The sequence below is a fragment of the Paenibacillus sp. BK033 genome (genome assembly GCF_004345425.1).
Taxonomy (GTDB): domain Bacteria; phylum Bacillota; class Bacilli; order Paenibacillales; family Paenibacillaceae; genus Pristimantibacillus.
The window spans coordinates 166,339-183,483 of the sequence record NZ_SLVP01000002.1 but is presented as its reverse complement, the minus strand read 5'-3'; the positions used below and the strand labels follow the sequence as shown (position 1 = coordinate 183,483).

General features: G+C 51.1%; 19 protein-coding genes. All 19 read left to right on the top strand.

Going from position 1 to position 17,145, the window contains the following annotated elements; genetic code table 11:
- Nucleotides 1-100: 100 nt before the first annotated feature.
- Nucleotides 101-913, top strand: a complete 813-nt coding sequence (flgG, locus tag EV294_RS08030) for a flagellar basal body rod protein FlgG (protein WP_132305630.1) — start codon at nt 101-103, stop codon at nt 911-913.
- A 75-nt stretch (nt 914-988) separates the two neighbouring features.
- Nucleotides 989-1,210 carry a flagellar FlbD family protein gene (locus tag EV294_RS08025; RefSeq protein ID WP_127495824.1) on the top strand — a complete coding sequence of 74 codons (222 nt, stop codon included), beginning with the start codon at nt 989-991 and terminating at the stop codon, nt 1,208-1,210.
- A 2-nt stretch (nt 1,211-1,212) separates the two neighbouring features.
- Entirely contained in the window at nt 1,213-1,683 is a 471-nt protein-coding gene (locus EV294_RS08020; protein ID WP_132305629.1) for a flagellar basal body-associated FliL family protein, read from the top strand.
- 36 nt (nt 1,684-1,719) lie between these two features.
- Nucleotides 1,720-2,721 (top strand): flagellar motor switch protein FliM, encoded by a 1,002-nt coding sequence (gene fliM, locus EV294_RS08015; protein ID WP_132305628.1) that lies wholly within the window; start codon nt 1,720-1,722, stop codon nt 2,719-2,721.
- Nucleotides 2,711-3,970 carry a flagellar motor switch phosphatase FliY gene (fliY, locus tag EV294_RS08010; protein ID WP_132305627.1) on the top strand — a complete coding sequence of 420 codons (1,260 nt, stop codon included), beginning with the start codon at nt 2,711-2,713 and terminating at the stop codon, nt 3,968-3,970. Before fliM ends, fliY begins: the two co-directional genes overlap by 11 nt.
- A 20-nt stretch (nt 3,971-3,990) precedes the next feature.
- A complete protein-coding gene (locus EV294_RS08005) occupies nt 3,991-4,353 on the top strand; it encodes a response regulator (RefSeq protein WP_132305626.1) in 363 nt (120 codons plus the stop codon).
- A gap of 33 nt (nt 4,354-4,386) precedes the next feature.
- Nucleotides 4,387-4,977 (top strand): flagellar biosynthetic protein FliO, encoded by a 591-nt coding sequence (locus tag EV294_RS08000; RefSeq protein WP_165930612.1) that lies wholly within the window; start codon nt 4,387-4,389, stop codon nt 4,975-4,977.
- 37 nt (nt 4,978-5,014) lie between these two features.
- Nucleotides 5,015-5,722, top strand: a complete 708-nt coding sequence (gene fliP, locus EV294_RS07995; RefSeq protein WP_373312715.1) for a flagellar type III secretion system pore protein FliP — start codon at nt 5,015-5,017, stop codon at nt 5,720-5,722.
- A 21-nt stretch (nt 5,723-5,743) separates the two neighbouring features.
- Nucleotides 5,744-6,013, top strand: coding sequence for a flagellar biosynthesis protein FliQ (gene fliQ, locus EV294_RS07990; protein ID WP_127495819.1), 270 nt, complete (start codon nt 5,744-5,746; stop codon nt 6,011-6,013).
- A gap of 16 nt (nt 6,014-6,029) precedes the next feature.
- Nucleotides 6,030-6,824, top strand: coding sequence for a flagellar biosynthetic protein FliR (gene fliR, locus EV294_RS07985; protein ID WP_132305622.1), 795 nt, complete (start codon nt 6,030-6,032; stop codon nt 6,822-6,824).
- Nucleotides 6,825-6,837: 13 nt separating this feature from the next.
- Complete coding sequence (gene flhB / locus EV294_RS07980; protein WP_132305620.1) at nt 6,838-7,935, top strand: flagellar biosynthesis protein FlhB; 1,098 nt, start codon at nt 6,838-6,840, stop codon at nt 7,933-7,935.
- A 22-nt stretch (nt 7,936-7,957) separates the two neighbouring features.
- Complete coding sequence (gene flhA, locus EV294_RS07975) at nt 7,958-9,991, top strand: flagellar biosynthesis protein FlhA (RefSeq protein WP_132305618.1); 2,034 nt, start codon at nt 7,958-7,960, stop codon at nt 9,989-9,991.
- On the top strand, nt 9,988-11,238 hold the full coding sequence (gene flhF / locus EV294_RS07970) for a flagellar biosynthesis GTPase FlhF (protein WP_132305616.1): 1,251 nt from the start codon (nt 9,988-9,990) through the stop codon (nt 11,236-11,238). The genes flhA and flhF overlap by 4 nt, the downstream gene beginning before the upstream one ends.
- Nucleotides 11,231-12,103 carry a MinD/ParA family protein gene (locus EV294_RS07965; protein WP_132305614.1) on the top strand — a complete coding sequence of 291 codons (873 nt, stop codon included), beginning with the start codon at nt 11,231-11,233 and terminating at the stop codon, nt 12,101-12,103. The genes flhF and EV294_RS07965 overlap by 8 nt, the downstream gene beginning before the upstream one ends.
- 27 nt (nt 12,104-12,130) lie before the next feature.
- Complete coding sequence (locus EV294_RS07960) at nt 12,131-13,450, top strand: protein-glutamate methylesterase/protein-glutamine glutaminase (RefSeq protein WP_132305612.1); 1,320 nt, start codon at nt 12,131-12,133, stop codon at nt 13,448-13,450.
- Between the two features lie 36 nt (nt 13,451-13,486).
- Nucleotides 13,487-15,556: a chemotaxis protein CheA gene (locus tag EV294_RS07955; protein WP_132305610.1), complete on the top strand. Its 2,070-nt coding sequence runs from the start codon at nt 13,487-13,489 to the stop codon at nt 15,554-15,556.
- A gap of 13 nt (nt 15,557-15,569) precedes the next feature.
- Nucleotides 15,570-16,031: a chemotaxis protein CheW gene (locus tag EV294_RS07950; protein ID WP_127495811.1), complete on the top strand. Its 462-nt coding sequence runs from the start codon at nt 15,570-15,572 to the stop codon at nt 16,029-16,031.
- Nucleotides 16,032-16,066: 35 nt separating this feature from the next.
- Entirely contained in the window at nt 16,067-16,654 is a 588-nt protein-coding gene (locus EV294_RS07945; protein WP_132307140.1) for a chemotaxis protein CheC, read from the top strand.
- Nucleotides 16,651-17,145 carry a chemotaxis protein CheD gene (locus tag EV294_RS07940; RefSeq protein WP_132305608.1) on the top strand — a complete coding sequence of 165 codons (495 nt, stop codon included), beginning with the start codon at nt 16,651-16,653 and terminating at the stop codon, nt 17,143-17,145. The genes EV294_RS07945 and EV294_RS07940 overlap by 4 nt, the downstream gene beginning before the upstream one ends.

The following is a 17,145-nucleotide window of genomic DNA, read 5'->3' as shown; positions in this document are numbered from 1 at the left end:
GGGTAATTCTTTAAGGAAATGCTTACGAAGCAAGAATCATCACAAATGGGCATACAGATGTTCATTTGGGTGCTATTTCTTTTTAGGAGGAGTTATATAAATGCTTAGATCCATGTATTCCGGCGTATCGGGTATGCGCGGTTTCCAGACAAAGCTTGACGTCATCGGCAACAACATCGCGAACGTCAACACGGTAGGCTTCAAGGGCGGCCGGGTTATGTTCAGTGATATTCTGAGCCAGACCACTTCAGGCGTTACGGCATCTCTCGAAGGAGAGCAGGGCGGCGTCAACGCGAAGCAGATTGGTCTTGGCGTTACGATCTCCTCGATCGATACCATCCATACGCCAGGCAGCGCAATGACAACTAACGTGCCAACCGACCTTCGCATTGACGGTGACGGATTCTTCGCGGTATCCGCCGGAGGCGATTCTCCTACTTATCTGACACGCGCAGGCAACTTCACCTTGGATGGCAATAGACAGCTCGTTAATGCCGACGGCATGTTTGTTCTGTCCTCCGACGGTGAGCCAATCGTGCTTGGAGAGGATGTAACTTCCTTCTCGATCGGACAAGACGGTTCGATTCTGGCCGTGACAGCGGACGGTACGGAAGCCGTTGCCCAGCTTGGGGTCGTGAAAGTGGTCAACCCGAGCGGCCTGGAGAAAGTAGGCGGCAATCTGTACCGGGTAACGGCCAATGCGAATCCGGACGGCGAATTCGAGATTGTAACGGCAGATGATGCTGAATTAGGCACGGGCGCTATCATTGCGGGCCAGCTGGAGATGTCCAACGTCGATCTGACAAACGAATTCACCGAGATGATCGTTGCGCAGCGCGGCTTCCAGGCGAATTCCCGCATCATCACAACATCCGATGAGATTTTGCAAGAGGTTGTTAACCTGAAACGTTAATAACATCGGGCAATAGCTATCGTTCATGACTGAAGGGGGCTGCTCTCAGCCCCCGAATCGGCGAGGGGGGAGCTTATGATTACCGTAACTCGATTGAATGGCTCGAAGCTGATGATTAACGCTCTTCTTATCGAATTGATTGAAGAAACTCCGGATACGATTATTACGCTTACCACGGGTAAAAAGTTTATCGTAACGGAGAGCGCAGCCGAGCTGGTGCAGTTAATTCAGAGTTATATTCGTTCAATCGGCGTTCTTGCAGCGACCCAGAAGATCGAACATACGGAGGGTCCTTAGAGATGAAAAAAATGTTGCCATGGCTAGTCACTACTTTGCTAGCAATTACGCTGATCGCAATCGTAGCCATCATTATGTACAAATCGTTTTTTAATGACACCACCGATCAGCCCGACCCGGAAAAAGCTCCCGTTACGGTGAAGCAGCTTTCCGCCGACGAACTGGTGTCCGTTACTTCCGAGCTGAAGGATTTCAAACGCAACCTGAAAGATTCGGACTATGTCGTCGTTATGAGCTTTGCGTTCCAACTGGACAGCAAGAAGACGAAGGAAGAGTTCGACAAGATTCTCGAGATTGAGGTGCGGCCGATCATTAACCGTACGGTTGCCGATTTGACGGCGGCCGAGCTTAACGGCTCGCAAGGCGAGGATATGCTTGAATCGAAGCTTCTGAATCTAATTAATCCGATTCTGCCGGAGGGAAAGAAGCTGGTTAAAGTAGAAATTACGAATTTTATCATGCAGCAGTTATAAGCTTGTTGCCGACATTCCTTGAAGGGGGTGAGAGGATTGGTTGATGTATTATCGCAGAATGAGATAGACGCGCTGCTGGCCGCTTTATCATCAGGTGAGATGGATGCGGATGAACTGAAAAAAGAAGAGGTTACGCGAAAAGTACGAGTCTACGATTTCAAGCGCGCTACTCGATTCTCGAAGGATCACATACGAAGCTTAACACGCATACACGAAAACTTCGCGCGATATTTGACAACCTATTTCTCAGCGCAGCTTCGGACGTTCGTTCAGATCAATGTCGTGCAGGTCGAGCAGCTGCCGTACGATGAATTTATCCGCTCGATTCCGAAGATGACGATTCTAAACATATTTGAAGCGGAGCCGCTGGAAGGGCGCATGGTGCTTGAGGTTCATCCCAACGTTGCTTACGCCATGCTCGACAGGATGCTCGGCGGGCAGGGGATGGCGCCTTCCAAGATCAACAATCTGACCGAGATCGAGACCATTATTATGGAACGCATCTTCGCCAGGGCGTTTGAAAGCTTGCAGGAAGCATGGAAGACGATCATAGACATATCGCCTCGCCTGGAGGCGCTGGAGACGAATCCGCAATTCATGCAGATTGTCTCGCCTAACGAAACAATCGCACTGATCTCGCTTAGCACGAAGATCGGCGATACGACGGGGATGATCAATCTGTGTATTCCTCATGTCGTCATTGAGCCGATTATGCCGCGGTTGTCTGCTCACCACTGGTTCGTCTCTCAGAAGAAAGAGAGGATTCCGGAGGAAGTTGAGATGCTGGAGCAGCGAGTAAGCAAAGCGAAGCTTCCAATCGTTGCCGAGCTTGGCGAATCGGTTATTACGATCAAGGAGTTTTTGGGTCTCGCGATTGGGGACGTCATTTCGTTAAATAAACCGATAGAGGACGGACTTCGCATCAAGGTTGGCGAGAAGCTGAAGTTTATCGGAAGCCCGGGCTCCGTCAAGGATCGGATTGCCGTGCAAGTGGATCAAGTTGTCAGCGAAGGAGCGGAAGAAGAAAATGACGAGTAAAGATTATTTATCGCAAGAGGAAATTGACGCGTTGCTTAATCAGACAGCCAGCGAGCTCGCCTCATCGCAGCCGCAGGCTTCCGAATATCAGCTGTCGGACTTCTTGTCTTCGATCGAGCAGGATGCTCTGGGGGAAATCGGCAATATCACGTTTGGCAGCGCGGCTACGGCTTTATCGACCTTGCTTGGCAAGAAAGTCGATATTACTACGCCGCAGGTTACCTTCATTAAACGCGAGGATCTTGCAAACGAGTTTCCCAAGCCTCATGTTGCGGTCAGCGTACAGTACGTAGACGGCTTCCAGGGGATTAATTCGCTGGTTATCAAAACGAAGGACGCGCAAGTCATCGCGGACCTTATGCTCGGCGGAGAAGGCGATGTAACGCTTCAGGAACTGAATGAGATCCATATCAGCGCCGTTCAGGAAGCGATGAACCAGATGATGGGCTCCTCCGCAACATCAATGTCGACGATTTTTAACCGATTCGTTAATATTTCGCCTCCGGGCATCGACATTCTGAATGTGGACAGCGGCGGCGGAATGGGGCAGCTCCCGCCTGAAGACGTGTTTATCAAAATCTCTTTCCGGTTGACGATTGGCGATTTGATAGATTCCACCATCATGCAGCTTCTGCCCGTACCGTTTGCTAAGCAGATGGTGGCCATTCTGATGGGCGACGTTCAGGAAGAGATCCAGGCGGCTCCGGCTCCGCCGACTCCAGCGCCTGAGCCAACTCCGGCACCTGCGGCAATGCCAACGCCTGCGCCAGCTCAGCAGCCGGCTTATCAAGATCCGTATCAGCAAGCTCCGGCGGCTGCGGCATCCCAATATAATCAGCCCTATAATCCTTACCAGCAAGGCGCGGCATTCGATATTCCGATGCAGCCACAGGGACCTCAGACCTATGGTCACGCGGCAAACCGGAACGTAAACGTTCAGCCGGTACAGTTCGCAAACTTCAACCAAGCGCCGTATGTGCAAACAGATGAGACAAACCTCAATTTACTTCTCGACATACCGCTTAAAGTTACCGTAGAATTAGGTAGGACCCAAAAGCAAATTAAGGATATTCTGGAACTGTCCCAAGGCTCCATTATCGAGCTGGACAAGCTCGCCGGCGAGCCTGTCGACATCCTGGTGAACAACAAGCTGATCGCCAAGGGAGAGGTTGTCGTCATTGACGAGAACTTTGGTGTACGGGTAACGGATATCGTAAGCCAATGGGACCGCATTCAAAAATTGCAATAATACTCTAGGAGGAAAAAAAGATGGCAAACCGCATTCTAATCGTAGACGACGCAGCATTCATGCGCATGATGATCCGAGACATTCTGACTAAAAACGGCTACGAGGTCGTCGGGGAAGCGCAAGACGGCGCACAGGCGGTAGAGAAGTACAAGGAGCTTAAGCCTGACCTGATTACGATGGACATTACGATGCCGGAGATGGATGGCATTTCCGCGCTGAAAGAAATCAAGAAACTAGACGCCAACGCAAAGGTTATTATGTGTTCCGCGATGGGCCAGCAAGCGATGGTTATCGACGCAATCCAAGCTGGCGCAAAAGACTTTATCGTTAAACCATTCCAAGCTGATCGTGTAATCGAAGCGATTAAGAAAACGCTTGGCTAAGCTATGCTTACATATGCTACGAGATTAATTTCCTTGACTGCGGTTGGCGTTGCTGTACAGCCCGCCTTCGCCGCGGCAGCGGGCAGCGGGAATGACGAGAGTCCAATGGCCGGCAGCTATACGGGCAGCGTGATCTGGGTCATTGTCTCTCTCTTTATAGTTATCGGCTTAATCGTACTGCTTATTAAATTTTTGTCTCAGCGTAATCGCATGTGGGGAACCAACCGTGCGGTTCGCTCTCTCGGAGGGGTTGCGCTGGGACAGAACAATTCGCTTCAGGTTGTCGAGCTGTCAGGCCGGTTGTATGTGGTGGGTGTCGGAGAAAACGTGACGCTCCTCGACAAGATTGACGATGAGAAGCAGGTGCAGGCTATTCTTGCTTCACTGGGCAGACAATCCAATACAGCCGGATGGTCGGCAAACACAATCTCTGATTTTCTGAAGAGGTTCCGTAAAGAAGAGTCGCAAGCGGGAGAGGACCTGACGGAAGTGCAATGGAACATGCCGGAATCCTCCTTCGAAAGCTTGCTGAATCACAACCTCAGCAAACAGGCTGATCGCAAGCAGCAGCTGGAGTCGCTTCTGAAGGAATCCAAACATGATGGGGATGACAATGAAAAATAAATGGTGGATTTCGATCGTCACCGCAGCGCTGGGGGTTATGTTGCTGCAATCGCATGCGTTTGCGGCTGATCCGCTGCCAAATGTCGATATCAGCATCGGTGACGGAAGCGAAGAGCCGGGAACAAGCGCTTTGTCGCTCCTGCTTCTAATAACGGTATTGAGCATCGCTCCGGCGATTCTGGTACTCATGACAAGCTTTACCCGAATTGTAATCGTGCTAGGATTCGTACGGACATCGCTTGGCACGCAGCAAATGCCGCCTAACCAGGTTCTGATCGGGCTTGCGATGTTTCTGACTTTTTTCATTATGGCTCCAACCTTTTCCCAGGTAAACGAGGTGGCTTTGCAGCCTTATCTCAAGGGTGAAATCACGCAGACCGTTGCGCTGGAGAAAGCAGCGGATCCGATGAAAAAGTTTATGATCTCGCATACGAGGGAGAAGGATTTGCTTCTGTTCCTCAACTATACGAAGACGGAGAAGCCGGAGAAATACCAGGATATCCCGATTACCGTTCTGGTGCCTGCCTACGCGATAAGCGAACTGAAGACCGCATTCCAAATGGGCTTTATGATATTTATTCCGTTCCTGGTCATCGATATGATCGTCTCGAGCACGCTAATGGCGATGGGGATGATGATGCTGCCGCCGGTCATGATATCCCTGCCGTTTAAGCTATTGTTATTCGTACTGGTGGACGGGTGGTACTTGATCGTCAAATCATTGCTGTTAAGCTTCAACACGTAACAGGACAGGGAGGAACGTTCAATGAGTGCTGATTTCATCATCGGATTGGCCGGACAAGCCATCAGTACCGTATTGAAAGCCAGCGCGCCGATGCTCGTTCTCGCTCTAGTCGTCGGATTAATCGTCAGTATTTTTCAAGCGACTACCCAAATTCAAGAGCAGACGTTAGCTTTTGTGCCAAAAATCGTAGCGGTCTTTGTATCCCTGATTATATTCGGACCTTGGATTCTGAATGTAATCGTCGATTTCACTTACAATCTGCTGAACAACTTGTATAAATACATCGGATAGGTTGTGAACGGAAATCATGGATCAGATCGTGGAGTACTTTCCTATTTTTTTGCTTATTTTTTGTCGAATGACATCGTTTTTCGTCGTGGCACCTCTGTTTAACATGCGTGGAGTACCAAGTACCTTCAAGATTGGACTTGGCTTTTTTCTCTCCCTTATCGTCTTTATGACCTATGGGTTGAAAGAGAAGACGGTACCGATGGATGCAGAGTATGTCCTGTACATTTTCCGGGAGGTCCTGATTGGACTTTTAATGGGGTACATCGTTTATCTCTTTATGACGGTTGTGCAAACAGCCGGCGCACTAATGGATATGCAGATCGGATTCGCCATGTCAAACGTTATCGATCCTATGACGGGAGTCTCGGCCCCGCTGCTGGGCAACTTCAAGTACATGCTTCTAATCATGGTGTTTCTGGCCGTCAACGGGCATCATTATCTGTTGACCGGATTGATGGACAGCTACAAATGGATGCCTCTGTCCAATGAATTGTTTAGCAGGCTATACGACGGAAGCATAACCGATTTCCTGTCGCGGGCGGTAGGGAACGCATTCCTGCTGGCCATGCAGGTAGCAGCCCCGCTTGTCATTGCGATGTTCCTGACGGATGTAGGCCTTGGCTTCCTGGCGAAGACAGCTCCTCAATACAACGTGTTTGTAATCGGGATTCCGCTTAAGCTTCTCCTTGGTCTTGGTTTATTGATTCTGGTGCTTCCCGGTATATCCGCTATATTCGAAAGACTGTTCTCCATCATGTTTGACAACCTGGAACAATTGTTTGGCATTGTGCAACAAACCGATAGCAAATAAGGAGGCTGCAACGTTGAGATCTTACTACCTAGAGCTAGACTTGCAGCTGTTCAGTCAAGAAAAAACGGAAAAAGCAACGCCCAAGAAAACGCAGGAAGCCCGCAAGAAAGGGCAGATCGCCAAATCCAACGATTTGCCAAGCTCCATGATTTTGCTCTTTACCTTTGCAACCTTTGCGGCATTGGGCAGCTACTATAAGACGAGGATTATGAGCGTGTTCCAGGAGCTGTTTGATAACTGGCTTACGATGGAAGTTACTACGGCCAATATTATGCCTCTGTTTGACAAGCTTGCGGTCGATATGCTGATGTTCCTGGCACCGATTTTCGCTATCGTTGTAATCGTAGCGATATTGGGAAACGTTATGCAGTTCGGATTTCTCCTTACCGGCGAATCGCTTAAGCCGAAATTCACCAAGCTGAATCCGATTAACGGTTTTAAACAGATATTCTCCATGCGAACGGTCGTCGAGTTTCTAAAGAGCATTCTAAAGCTCCTAATTATCGGCATTCTGGTCTATCGGGCGATTTGGAGCGATTGGGACAAGATACTGATTCTATCGAGTTTATCGGTCCAGCAAATCTTCGCCTTTACTGCCGGATTGACGGTGAAGCTGGGGCTGGAGACCGGAGCCGTGCTGGTTATATTGGCTTTCGCCGACTATATGTATCAGCGTTACGAGCATGCCAAGAGTCTCCGAATGTCCAAGCAGGACATCAAAGATGAATACAAGAAGTCGGAGGGCGATCCACTTATCAAAGGCAAAATCCGTGAAAGGCAGCGCCGCATGGCGATGCAGCGGATGATGCAGGAGGTGCCGAAAGCCGACGTGGTTATTACGAACCCAACCCACTTTGCTATTGCCCTGCAGTACGATGCATCCAAAATGGAAGCCCCGGTCATCATTGCGAAAGGGATGGATCACTTGGCGCTGCGCATTCGTGAAGTCGCCAAGGAACACGGCGTCGTCATGATGGAAAATAAGCCTCTGGCCAGAGCGTTATACGAACGGGCCGATATCGGCGATTCGATTCCCGCCGATTTGTTCCAAGCTGTGGCGGAAGTATTGGCGGCCGTCTATAAAATGAAAGGCCGGGTTCGATCATCATAATTGAGAGGGAGGAGACAACATCATGAAAGTGAAAGATATTGCTATCTTAGCTGGGATTATCGGCATCGTACTCATGATGGTCATCCCTATACCAACACTGCTGCTAGATATTTTGCTCATCCTGAACATTTCGATCGCGCTCATGATTCTGCTGATTGCGATGAATACGAAGGAAGCTCTCGATTTCTCTATCTTCCCGGCAATCCTGCTAGTCACAACCTTATTCCGGCTTGCGCTGAACGTCTCGACAACGCGTAATATCTTGTCGCACGGCCATGCGGGCGAGGTTGTGCAGACGTTTGGATCCTGGGTAGGCGGCGGGGAAATCGCAATCGGCTTCGTCGTTTTCCTCATCCTTGTCGTTGTCCAGTTCATCGTTATTACGAAAGGTTCGGAGAGGGTAGCGGAGGTTGCAGCCAGATTTACGCTCGACGCGATGCCCGGCAAGCAAATGAGTATTGATGCCGACCTGAACGCGGGACTGATTAATGAACAGCAGGCGCGTGAGCGCCGCTCGAAAATCGAAAGAGAAGCGGATTTTTACGGCTCCATGGACGGTGCCAGCAAATTCGTCAAAGGCGATGCGATCGCTTCTATCATTATCTTGCTTATTAACCTCATCGGCGGATTCATTATCGGAATGGCCATTCATGGGGACAGCTTTACCGACGCCCTGCAAACGTACTCGATTCTTACGATTGGTGACGGCTTGGTCAGCCAGATTCCGGCCTTGCTTATCTCCACGGCAGCGGGCTTGATCGTAACCCGTGCCGCATCGGACGGAAACTTCGCGCAGGACGTTACAACGCAACTTCTTAAATATCCGAAGCTGCTTTATATCGTGGCGGGAACAATCACTTTGCTCGGCGTATTTACGCCAATCGGAATTTTGCGCACGGTTCCTTTTGCCGCCTTGCTTCTGTTTGGAGCCTGGAGAATGCAGCAATCCATTGCCAAGCAAATGCAGCAGGAAGAGCTTCTGGAGGAGGAGCAGCAAATCGAAGAGGTGCGCAGTCCCGAAAGTGTCATCAGCCTGCTGCAGGTGGATCCGATCGAGTTCGAATTTGGCTATGGCCTTATTCCGCTTGCGGATACGCAGCAGGGAGGAGACCTGCTGGACCGGATTATTATGATCCGAAGGCAATGCGCCCTGGAGCTTGGGCTTGTGGTACCGGTCATCCGTATACGTGATAACATTCAGCTGAAGCCTAATGAGTATGTCATTAAAATTAAGGGGAACATCGTTGCGCGCGGAGAATTGCTGCTTAACCATTATCTAGCGATGAGCCCGGGCTTTGAAGACGAGTCCGTTATCGGCATCGAAACAACGGAGCCGGCGTTTGGACTTCCGGCGCTCTGGATTGATGAAGCGATGAAGGAGAGAGCGGAAATCTCCGGATATACCGTCGTGGATCCGCCATCCGTCGTGGCGACCCATTTGACCGAGATAATCAAGCGCCACGCTCATGAACTGATCGGCCGTCAAGAGACCAAGGCTCTCGTAGAAAATGTGAAAGAGTCTTACCCGGCGCTTATCGAAGAGCTTATTCCTTCCATTCTATCGATTGGCGATTTGCAAAAGGTGCTGGCTAAGCTTCTTCGAGAAAAAGTTTCGATTCGGGACCTGGTTACGATCTTCGAATCGCTGGCGGATCAAGCCCATTATACGAAGGACCCGGACATTCTTACGGAGTATGCCCGGCAGGCTCTGTCGAGACAAATTACGCAGCAGTTTACCTCGACGGGCAATATGCTCAGGGTAATTACCGTAGGTCCGGCACTCGAGAAGAAAATTGCCGAGTCGGTTCAGCAGACCGAACAGGGAAGTTATATTGCGCTGGACCCTGTGGCAACGCAGCAAATCTATCAGAAGCTCAATGAGCAAGTGTCGCGCCAAATTCAATCCGGCCAGCATCCCGTTGTACTCACATCGCCTACCATCCGCATGTATCTAAGACAGATCGTCGAACGCACCATGCAGGATGTACCGGTACTGTCGTACAGCGAGCTTGAGCCTAACATTGAAGTTCAAAGCGTAGGGGTGGTGAATTTATGAGAGTAAAACGTTATGTGGTGAACGCCTTGCCGGAGGCTCTGCCGATGATCCGGAGCGAGCTTGGCAAGGATGCGGTCATCCTGAATACGAAGGAAGTCCGGATCGGCGGGTTTATGGGGATGTTCCGGAAGAAAAAGATGGAAGTTATAGCGGCAATTGAGTCGGGAGCCGCAGCGCCGCCTGCCGCAACCGCACCGAAAAAAGCGGCAGCAGAGGTACAGCGGGTTGTTCAAGCGCTTCAAGAGTCGAAAAGACAAGCAGCTGCGGCAACGGCGGTACTTGAACCTCCGGCCCCCGCGCCCGCCCCTGCCGTTCAGCCGCCTCCGCCCGTCACGCCGGCTTCGCCTCCGTCACAGACGATTAACCGGATTAACGATGATCTGTTGGAAGAGATCCGGTTTATCAAGCAATCTCTGAAGCAGCTGTCGATGCATAATCCGGACAATAACCGGCCGCTCGCTATTCAATCCTTGTATGATCGTTTGATCCAACAGGAAGTGGAGCCGGAACTGATTGACCGGTTAATCGACGCGGTAAACGAGAGACTTGCCGACCGCAAGGAAATGCCGGAATTGGAGGAAACCTGGCAGATTGCCCGGGAGCTGCTGTTGGAGTGGCTGGTCCCTTACAGTCGTCAATCCATAAGCGAATCGGCAAGAATCGTTCATTTCGTTGGCCCGACGGGGGTAGGCAAGACGACAACAATCGCAAAGCTGGCAGCGGGGCAATCGATCAAGTTCGGACGACAGATCGGTTTGATTACTTCGGATACTTACCGTATTGCGGCGGTTGACCAGTTACGAACGTATGCCAATATTTTGAACGTGCCAATGGAAGTTGTGTTCTCGCCGATGGATCTGCCGAAAGCTTTCAAGCAGCTGGAAGACCGCGAACTGATTTATATGGATACGGCTGGCCGCAATTTCCGCAATGAACTTCATGTATCCGAAGTAAACAGTCTTCTGCAATCCAGCCATCAAAGCGAGACCGTGTTGGTGCTGAGCTTGACCGGCAAAACGAAAGACATGATGGCGGTGGCGGACAATTTCGTGAAATACGGAGTCCGTAAGGTGCTATTCACGAAGCTGGATGAGACCTCGGTGTACGGTTCGATTCTAAACCTGGCCTTGAAGAATGAATTGCAGCCTGTGTATGTTGCCAGCGGCCAGACCGTTCCGGACGATATTGCCCCATTCAACGCGGAGCGATATATGGATGCGCTGCTGGGGGCTCCTGCCGATGAATGATCAAGCGGAGGCGCTTCGCAACATGGTGAAGATGAGGATGGGCCAGGAGACTGCCCGTCCTACCCGCATCGTGACGATTACAAGCGGGAAGGGCGGCGTTGGAAAATCCAATTTCAGCCTGAACTTTGCCATAGCGCTGCAACGCCTGGGAAAAAAGGTTCTCGTATTTGACGCGGATATCGGGATGGCCAATATCGATGTTTTGATGGGAGTAAGCTCTTCCTATCACCTCTATCATTTGTTCAAGCAGGATAAAACCATCTGGGATATTATCCAGATTGGACCGTCAGGCGTCCATTTTATCGCCGGCGGTTCAGGGTTTCAAGATCTTCTCGACTTAACCGCGGAGCAGCTGGACTGGTTCTCGGAACAGATCGGCAAGCTTCAGGGGGAATATGATTTTATTCTCTTTGATACGGGAGCCGGCCTTTCGAAGGAGACCGTCAAGTTTATCTCAGCGGCGGAAGAAACCTTTGTTGTGACCACGCCGGAGCCAACAGCGATTACCGATGCGTACGCCTTGGTAAAGATGGTCAAGTCGATGGGGATCAACGCCGCCTTTAAGCTGATCATAAACCGCGCGACAGACCGCAAGGAAGGCATCCAGACTGCGGATAAAATCAATCTTGTAGCAAAAAGATTCCTTCACGCCGAACTTCCGACATTAGGCGTCATCCTGGATGATCCGAATGTTACGAAAGCCGTAAAGCGGCAAACGCCGTTTACGGTTGCTTTTCCCGGGAGCGACGCATCGAGAGGAATTGACGAAATTGCACGCCGATACTTGGAGATGTCCATTCCGGAGCAAACCGCCGCAGCTGGGGTAAAAGGATTCATACATAAGATGTTTAGGTTTAACCGGTAGATATTCATACATAAGAGGGGGAACAGGATGGCTCCTTATCGCGTGCTGGTCGTGGACGATTCGCCTTTCATGAGAAAAATATTCAGCGATCTAATTGTTCAGGACCCCCAATTTACGATTGTGGCAACCGCTTGTAATGGAATTGAAGCCATTGAAGCCGTCAAGAAATGGAAGCCCGATGCCGTAACGCTTGATCTCGAGATGCCCGAGCTTAACGGGCTCGATGCCTTGCAGCGGATCATGCTCGAACAGCCTACACCTGTCATCATGTTATCCGGCATCAGCGAAGAGAACACGAGAGAAACCATTAAGGCATTGCAGTTTGGGGCTTTCGACTTTATCCGCAAGCCGATGGGCGCTTTCTCGAATGACATTGTCCGGGTCGGAGAGCTGTTGCTGGAGAAGCTCAGAATAGCGGTCCTGACCAGAAGGTATTCCGCCTCTGTAATGGACACGGAGAAGAAGAAAGCTTCCAGTAAACGGGACAAGCCCATGCATTCGCCGGTTGGTCAGCCCGTGAAACCGGTGGAAGAAGGGAATAACCGCAAGCGCGGGCTGCTGCAGCCGGAACAGCAGGCAGAGGCAAGAGATGTTTCTGCTCCGGCAATCGAGAGGAAGACCAAAGCAACAGGCGGCTTGAGAAATCCGGTAAAGCCAATGAGCGATGGGAGCAGGCCATTCGAGTCGGCCCGGATTATACCGGTCGCGCCAGTCGCGGCGGCACTGGAAGAAAACAAAGAACGGAAGCGGTTCAGACACGCGGACAGCTTCGACCAATTAATTGCAATCGGAACCTCAACTGGCGGCCCGCGCGCTTTGCACGAAGTGATCTCTTCGCTTCCGGCCCAGTTGGCTGCGCCCGTAATGGTCGTCCAGCATATGCCCCCCAAGTTCACAAAATCGCTGGCTCAGCGTCTGGACAGCTTTAGCGAGCTTGAGGTAGTGGAGGCAGCTCAAGGTGACCGGTTGAAGGCGGGCGTTGTCTATATCGCTCCAGGCGGACATCACATGGAACTGGCGAAGGACCAGAGCGGCTATTATGTCCAGCTTACCCAGAAGCCGCCGCGTAACGGACATCGTCCTTCGGTTGATGTGCTGTTCGAATCATTGACCCCATTCGACGAGCTGAAGCGTCATGCCGTCATCATGACGGGAATGGGAAGCGACGGGGCCAAAGGGATGAAGGCTCTCGTCGACAGCGGCGCGGAATCGGCGATTGCCGAATCCGAACAGACCTGCGTCGTTTATGGAATGCCGCGCAGCGCGATAGAGACCGGCTGCGTGAAGACGGTACTGCCTCTGCAGCAGATTGCTGCCGAGCTGCAGCATGCGGTTTTGAAAGGATAATAGATGATATAAAGTCCTATCAGGAGGTGCGACAAAATGGATATGAACGCCTACTTATCGATGTTTATCGACGAGTCCAATGATCACCTGCAAGCCTTGAACGAAAATTTGCTTCGCCTGGAGAGCGAACCGGAGGATCTGACGATCGTCCAGTCAATTTTCCGCTCTGCCCACACCCTTAAAGGAATGTCCGCGACGATGGGGTATGAAGATCTTGCTTCGCTGACGCACGAGATGGAGAACGTGCTTGATCTTGTCAGGAACAGCAAGCTGAGAATGGATGACTTTATTTTCGATACCTTGTTCAAGGGACTTGATGCGCTCGAGTCCATGGTTCAGGATATCGTAGGCGGCGGAACGGGCAAAGCGGATGTAACCGCGATTGTGGTTTCGTTGCAGTCCATTGTCAAAGGGGACTACAAAACAGCCGGAGCCTCTGCAGCCGCATCGTCGGCTCCGTCCCTATCCATGCAACAAACCGGCGGAATTCTGGATGAATTCCAGACCTCCGTAATTCAGCAATCTATCGATAGCGGACATAACGTCTACTATATCGAAGTAGACATTCGCGAGGATTGCGTTTTAAAAGGCGTGCGCGCTTATATGGTATTTGACCTGCTGGGCAAGAACGGCGACATCGTCAAATCGGAGCCATCCGTAACCGATCTGGAGCAGGAGAAATTCGACCGTTCCTTTTCCGTGTTTACGATATCGACTTTATCCCAGCAAGAGCTGGAAGCTCAAATTGCGGCAATCTCGGAGATCGAGAAGGTATCCGTTGCGCTGTTAGATCTTGAGTCGCTGGCCATGCTGAATAACGCGGCGGCTAAAGAGCAAGCTACCGCCGCCGCGCCTGCGCAAGCCGCCCCGCAGATGGAAGCCGCGAAGGAAGAAGCGGGCAAGCAGGTTGGCGCAGCGCGCACGCAGGCTGCGGCATCCTCCGCGCCTGCAGCCGTATCCAGAACGATTCGCGTTGATATCGATCGTCTGGATGCCTTAATGAACCTGTTCAGCGAGCTGCTGATCGACCGTGTAAGGCTGGAGCAGCTATCCAGCGAAATCCGCCGCAACGATCTGACGGAGACCGTTGAGCATATGACGCGCGTCAGCTCCGATCTGCAAAATATCGTTCTCAAGCTGAGAATGGTTCCGGTAGATTCTGTCTTCAACCGTTTCCCGCGCATGATTCGCGATTTGGCCAAATCGCTCGACAAGAAGATCGATCTTGTCATTACGGGGGCGGATACCGAGCTTGACCGCACAGTCATTGACGAGATTGGCGACCCGCTCGTTCACTTGCTACGCAACTCGGTGGACCATGGCATAGAAACCACTCAAGAACGTATCGCAGCGGGCAAGCCGGAGACAGGCACGATTAATCTGCGGGCTTATCATAGCGGCAATCATGTCTTTATCGAGGTTGAGGAAGACGGCAGAGGCATTAACCGCGAGAAAGTTCTCCAAACGGCGATCAAGAACGGCGTAGTGACCGAGGAACAGGCGAAGCAATTGACTAACGAAGATATCAACATGTTGATATTTGCTCCGGGCTTCAGCACGGCTGATAAAATCTCCGATATTTCCGGACGCGGCGTTGGCCTTGATGTTGTCAGATCGAAGATCACTTCGCTTGGCGGAAATGTAACGGTAGATTCCGCGCTCGGGCGCGGAACGAAATTTGCCGTTCAATTGCCTCTGACTCTATCTATCATTTCGGCGATGCTGATTAAGCTAGGTTCAGAGAAGTACGCGATTCCGCTTACGTCTATCGTGGAAACCGGCATTATCCAGAAGGATCAGATTCTGAACGTGCACGGCAACCGGATGATTCATTTCCGCAACGCGGTTATTCCGCTGGTTTCTTTAAGCAAGGTGCTCGATTCGCCCGACTTTAACGAGCAGAACGAGACTGAGACCGAAATCGTCGTTATCCGAAAAGGGGATAAATGGGCGGCGATTACCGTTGATGAGTTTATTGGACAAAGCGAGATTGTATTGAAATCGCTAGGCAAATATTTGACCAATATCGAGGCAATATCCGGTGCGACCATTCTAGGCGACGGCCAAGTGGCGCTCATTATTGATCCTAACGCACTTATCAAATAGGGAGGGCTTAACGATGGGAGAAGAATTAAAAGTAATCGTATTTTCGCTGGCACATGAGGAATATGGCATTGAGGTGGATAAAGTCCGTACTATCGAGCGTTTATCCCCAATCACCCGCGTTCCGAAAACTCCTTCCTTCATTAAAGGAGTTATCAATCTGCGCGGGATCGTCGTTCCGGTAATTGACCTTCGCGGTCGCTTTGGCTTGGAGGAGTCGGCAACAACGGAGAACAGCCGGATCATTGTCGTTGCGGTAAACGAAATGGAAGTTGGCTTTATCGTTGATTCCGCCAATGACGTCGTGGATATCGACGCGGACACCATTGATTCGCCGCCTGAGATTGTAGGCGGGATTAAAGCGAAATATTTGAGAGGCATTGCGAAGTTCGGAGATAACCGGCTGCTTATTATGCTGAATCTGTCCGAAGTGCTGAACAAAAGCGAGATCATTCAGCTTGAGCAGTTAGAGGTGTAAGCGTGGACGCTTTTAACCGATTCAAAGCGTTTGAGATGGATGTTCTGAAGGAAGTCGGCAATATCGGGGCGGGTAATGCGGCAACCGCATTATCCCGCCTTCTGGACAAGCCGGTTGATATGGCGGTCCCCAAGGTCAGCCTGCTGCCTTTCGAGGAAGTAGCGGACCGCGTCGGCGGTTCGGAGCAGGTTGTCATTGCCGTGTATCTTCGCGTAGAAGGGGAAGCGCCCGGCAATATGTTTTTCATCATCCAGGAGGATGCCGCGAAGCGTCTCTTGGGACAGCTTCTGTCACTGGATTGCGATTCAAAAGACAGCTATTCGGAGATGGAAATGTCCGCCCTTTGCGAGATCGGCAACATTTTGGCGGGATCTTATTTATCTTCCCTTGCTGACTTTACGCATTTGTCCATGGCGCCTTCGGTGCCTTCCGTTGCCAGGGATATGGCAGGTCCAATCCTGACCTACGGCCTGATGCAATACGGCGAGATGGGGGATTCCGCCCTGCTTATCGAAACAACGTTTCTTGAAGACAGAGAAGAGCTGGAGGGGCATTTCTTCCTTATTCCGGACCCGGATTCCTTCACTAAAATATTTCAATCCTTGGGAGTACTGACCGAATGATCCAACTAGATGTGATCAAGGTCGGCATGGCAGATTTAAAATGGGCTGCGGACGGAGCACATCTGAGGACAACAGGACTAGGCTCTTGTGTCGGACTGACGTTATACGATCCTGTTGCACGAATTGCGGGTATGGCGCATGTTATGCTGCCATCTTCGGAAATTGCCAGAGAGTCGACCATGAATATTGCCAAATATGCGGATACGGCAATTCCCGAGCTTATTGGGCAGATGAAAGCAGAAGGCGCCGTTATCGGGCGTCTAAAGGCAAAAATGGCCGGCGGAGCGCAAATGTTTGCTTTCTCCGGCCAGTCGGATTCGATGCGAATCGGACCCCGGAACGTAGAATCCTGTTTGGACATTCTCGCGAGCTATTCGATCCCCGTAGTGGGACAGGATACGGGCGGGAATTATGGCCGCACGATTGAAATTGACAGCAGCAGCGGTGTATTGACTATAAGAAGCGTGCAGTTTGGAATAAAGGAGATTTGA

Bases quoted from the DNA above. Each gene is read 5' to 3' on its own strand.
- fliR (WP_132305622.1), top strand. From the start codon at position 6,030: ATGGATCAGATCGTGGAGTACTTTCCTATTTTTTTGCTTATTTTTTGT.
- EV294_RS08025 (WP_127495824.1), top strand. From the start codon at position 989: ATGATTACCGTAACTCGATTGAATGGCTCGAAGCTGATGATTAACGCT.
- EV294_RS07960 (WP_132305612.1), top strand. From the start codon at position 12,131: ATGGCTCCTTATCGCGTGCTGGTCGTGGACGATTCGCCTTTCATGAGA.
- EV294_RS08020 (WP_132305629.1), top strand. From the start codon at position 1,213: ATGAAAAAAATGTTGCCATGGCTAGTCACTACTTTGCTAGCAATTACG.
- EV294_RS07950 (WP_127495811.1), top strand. From the start codon at position 15,570: ATGGGAGAAGAATTAAAAGTAATCGTATTTTCGCTGGCACATGAGGAA.
- EV294_RS07955 (WP_132305610.1), top strand. From the start codon at position 13,487: ATGGATATGAACGCCTACTTATCGATGTTTATCGACGAGTCCAATGAT.
- EV294_RS08005 (WP_132305626.1), top strand. From the start codon at position 3,991: ATGGCAAACCGCATTCTAATCGTAGACGACGCAGCATTCATGCGCATG.
- EV294_RS07945 (WP_132307140.1), top strand. From the start codon at position 16,067: ATGGATGTTCTGAAGGAAGTCGGCAATATCGGGGCGGGTAATGCGGCA.
- fliQ (WP_127495819.1), top strand. From the start codon at position 5,744: ATGAGTGCTGATTTCATCATCGGATTGGCCGGACAAGCCATCAGTACC.
- EV294_RS07965 (WP_132305614.1), top strand. From the start codon at position 11,231: ATGAATGATCAAGCGGAGGCGCTTCGCAACATGGTGAAGATGAGGATG.
- fliP (WP_373312715.1), top strand. From the start codon at position 5,015: ATGTTGCTGCAATCGCATGCGTTTGCGGCTGATCCGCTGCCAAATGTC.
- flgG (WP_132305630.1), top strand. From the start codon at position 101: ATGCTTAGATCCATGTATTCCGGCGTATCGGGTATGCGCGGTTTCCAG.
- fliY (WP_132305627.1), top strand. From the start codon at position 2,711: ATGACGAGTAAAGATTATTTATCGCAAGAGGAAATTGACGCGTTGCTT.
- flhA (WP_132305618.1), top strand. From the start codon at position 7,958: ATGAAAGTGAAAGATATTGCTATCTTAGCTGGGATTATCGGCATCGTA.
- EV294_RS07940 (WP_132305608.1), top strand. From the start codon at position 16,651: ATGATCCAACTAGATGTGATCAAGGTCGGCATGGCAGATTTAAAATGG.
- flhF (WP_132305616.1), top strand. From the start codon at position 9,988: ATGAGAGTAAAACGTTATGTGGTGAACGCCTTGCCGGAGGCTCTGCCG.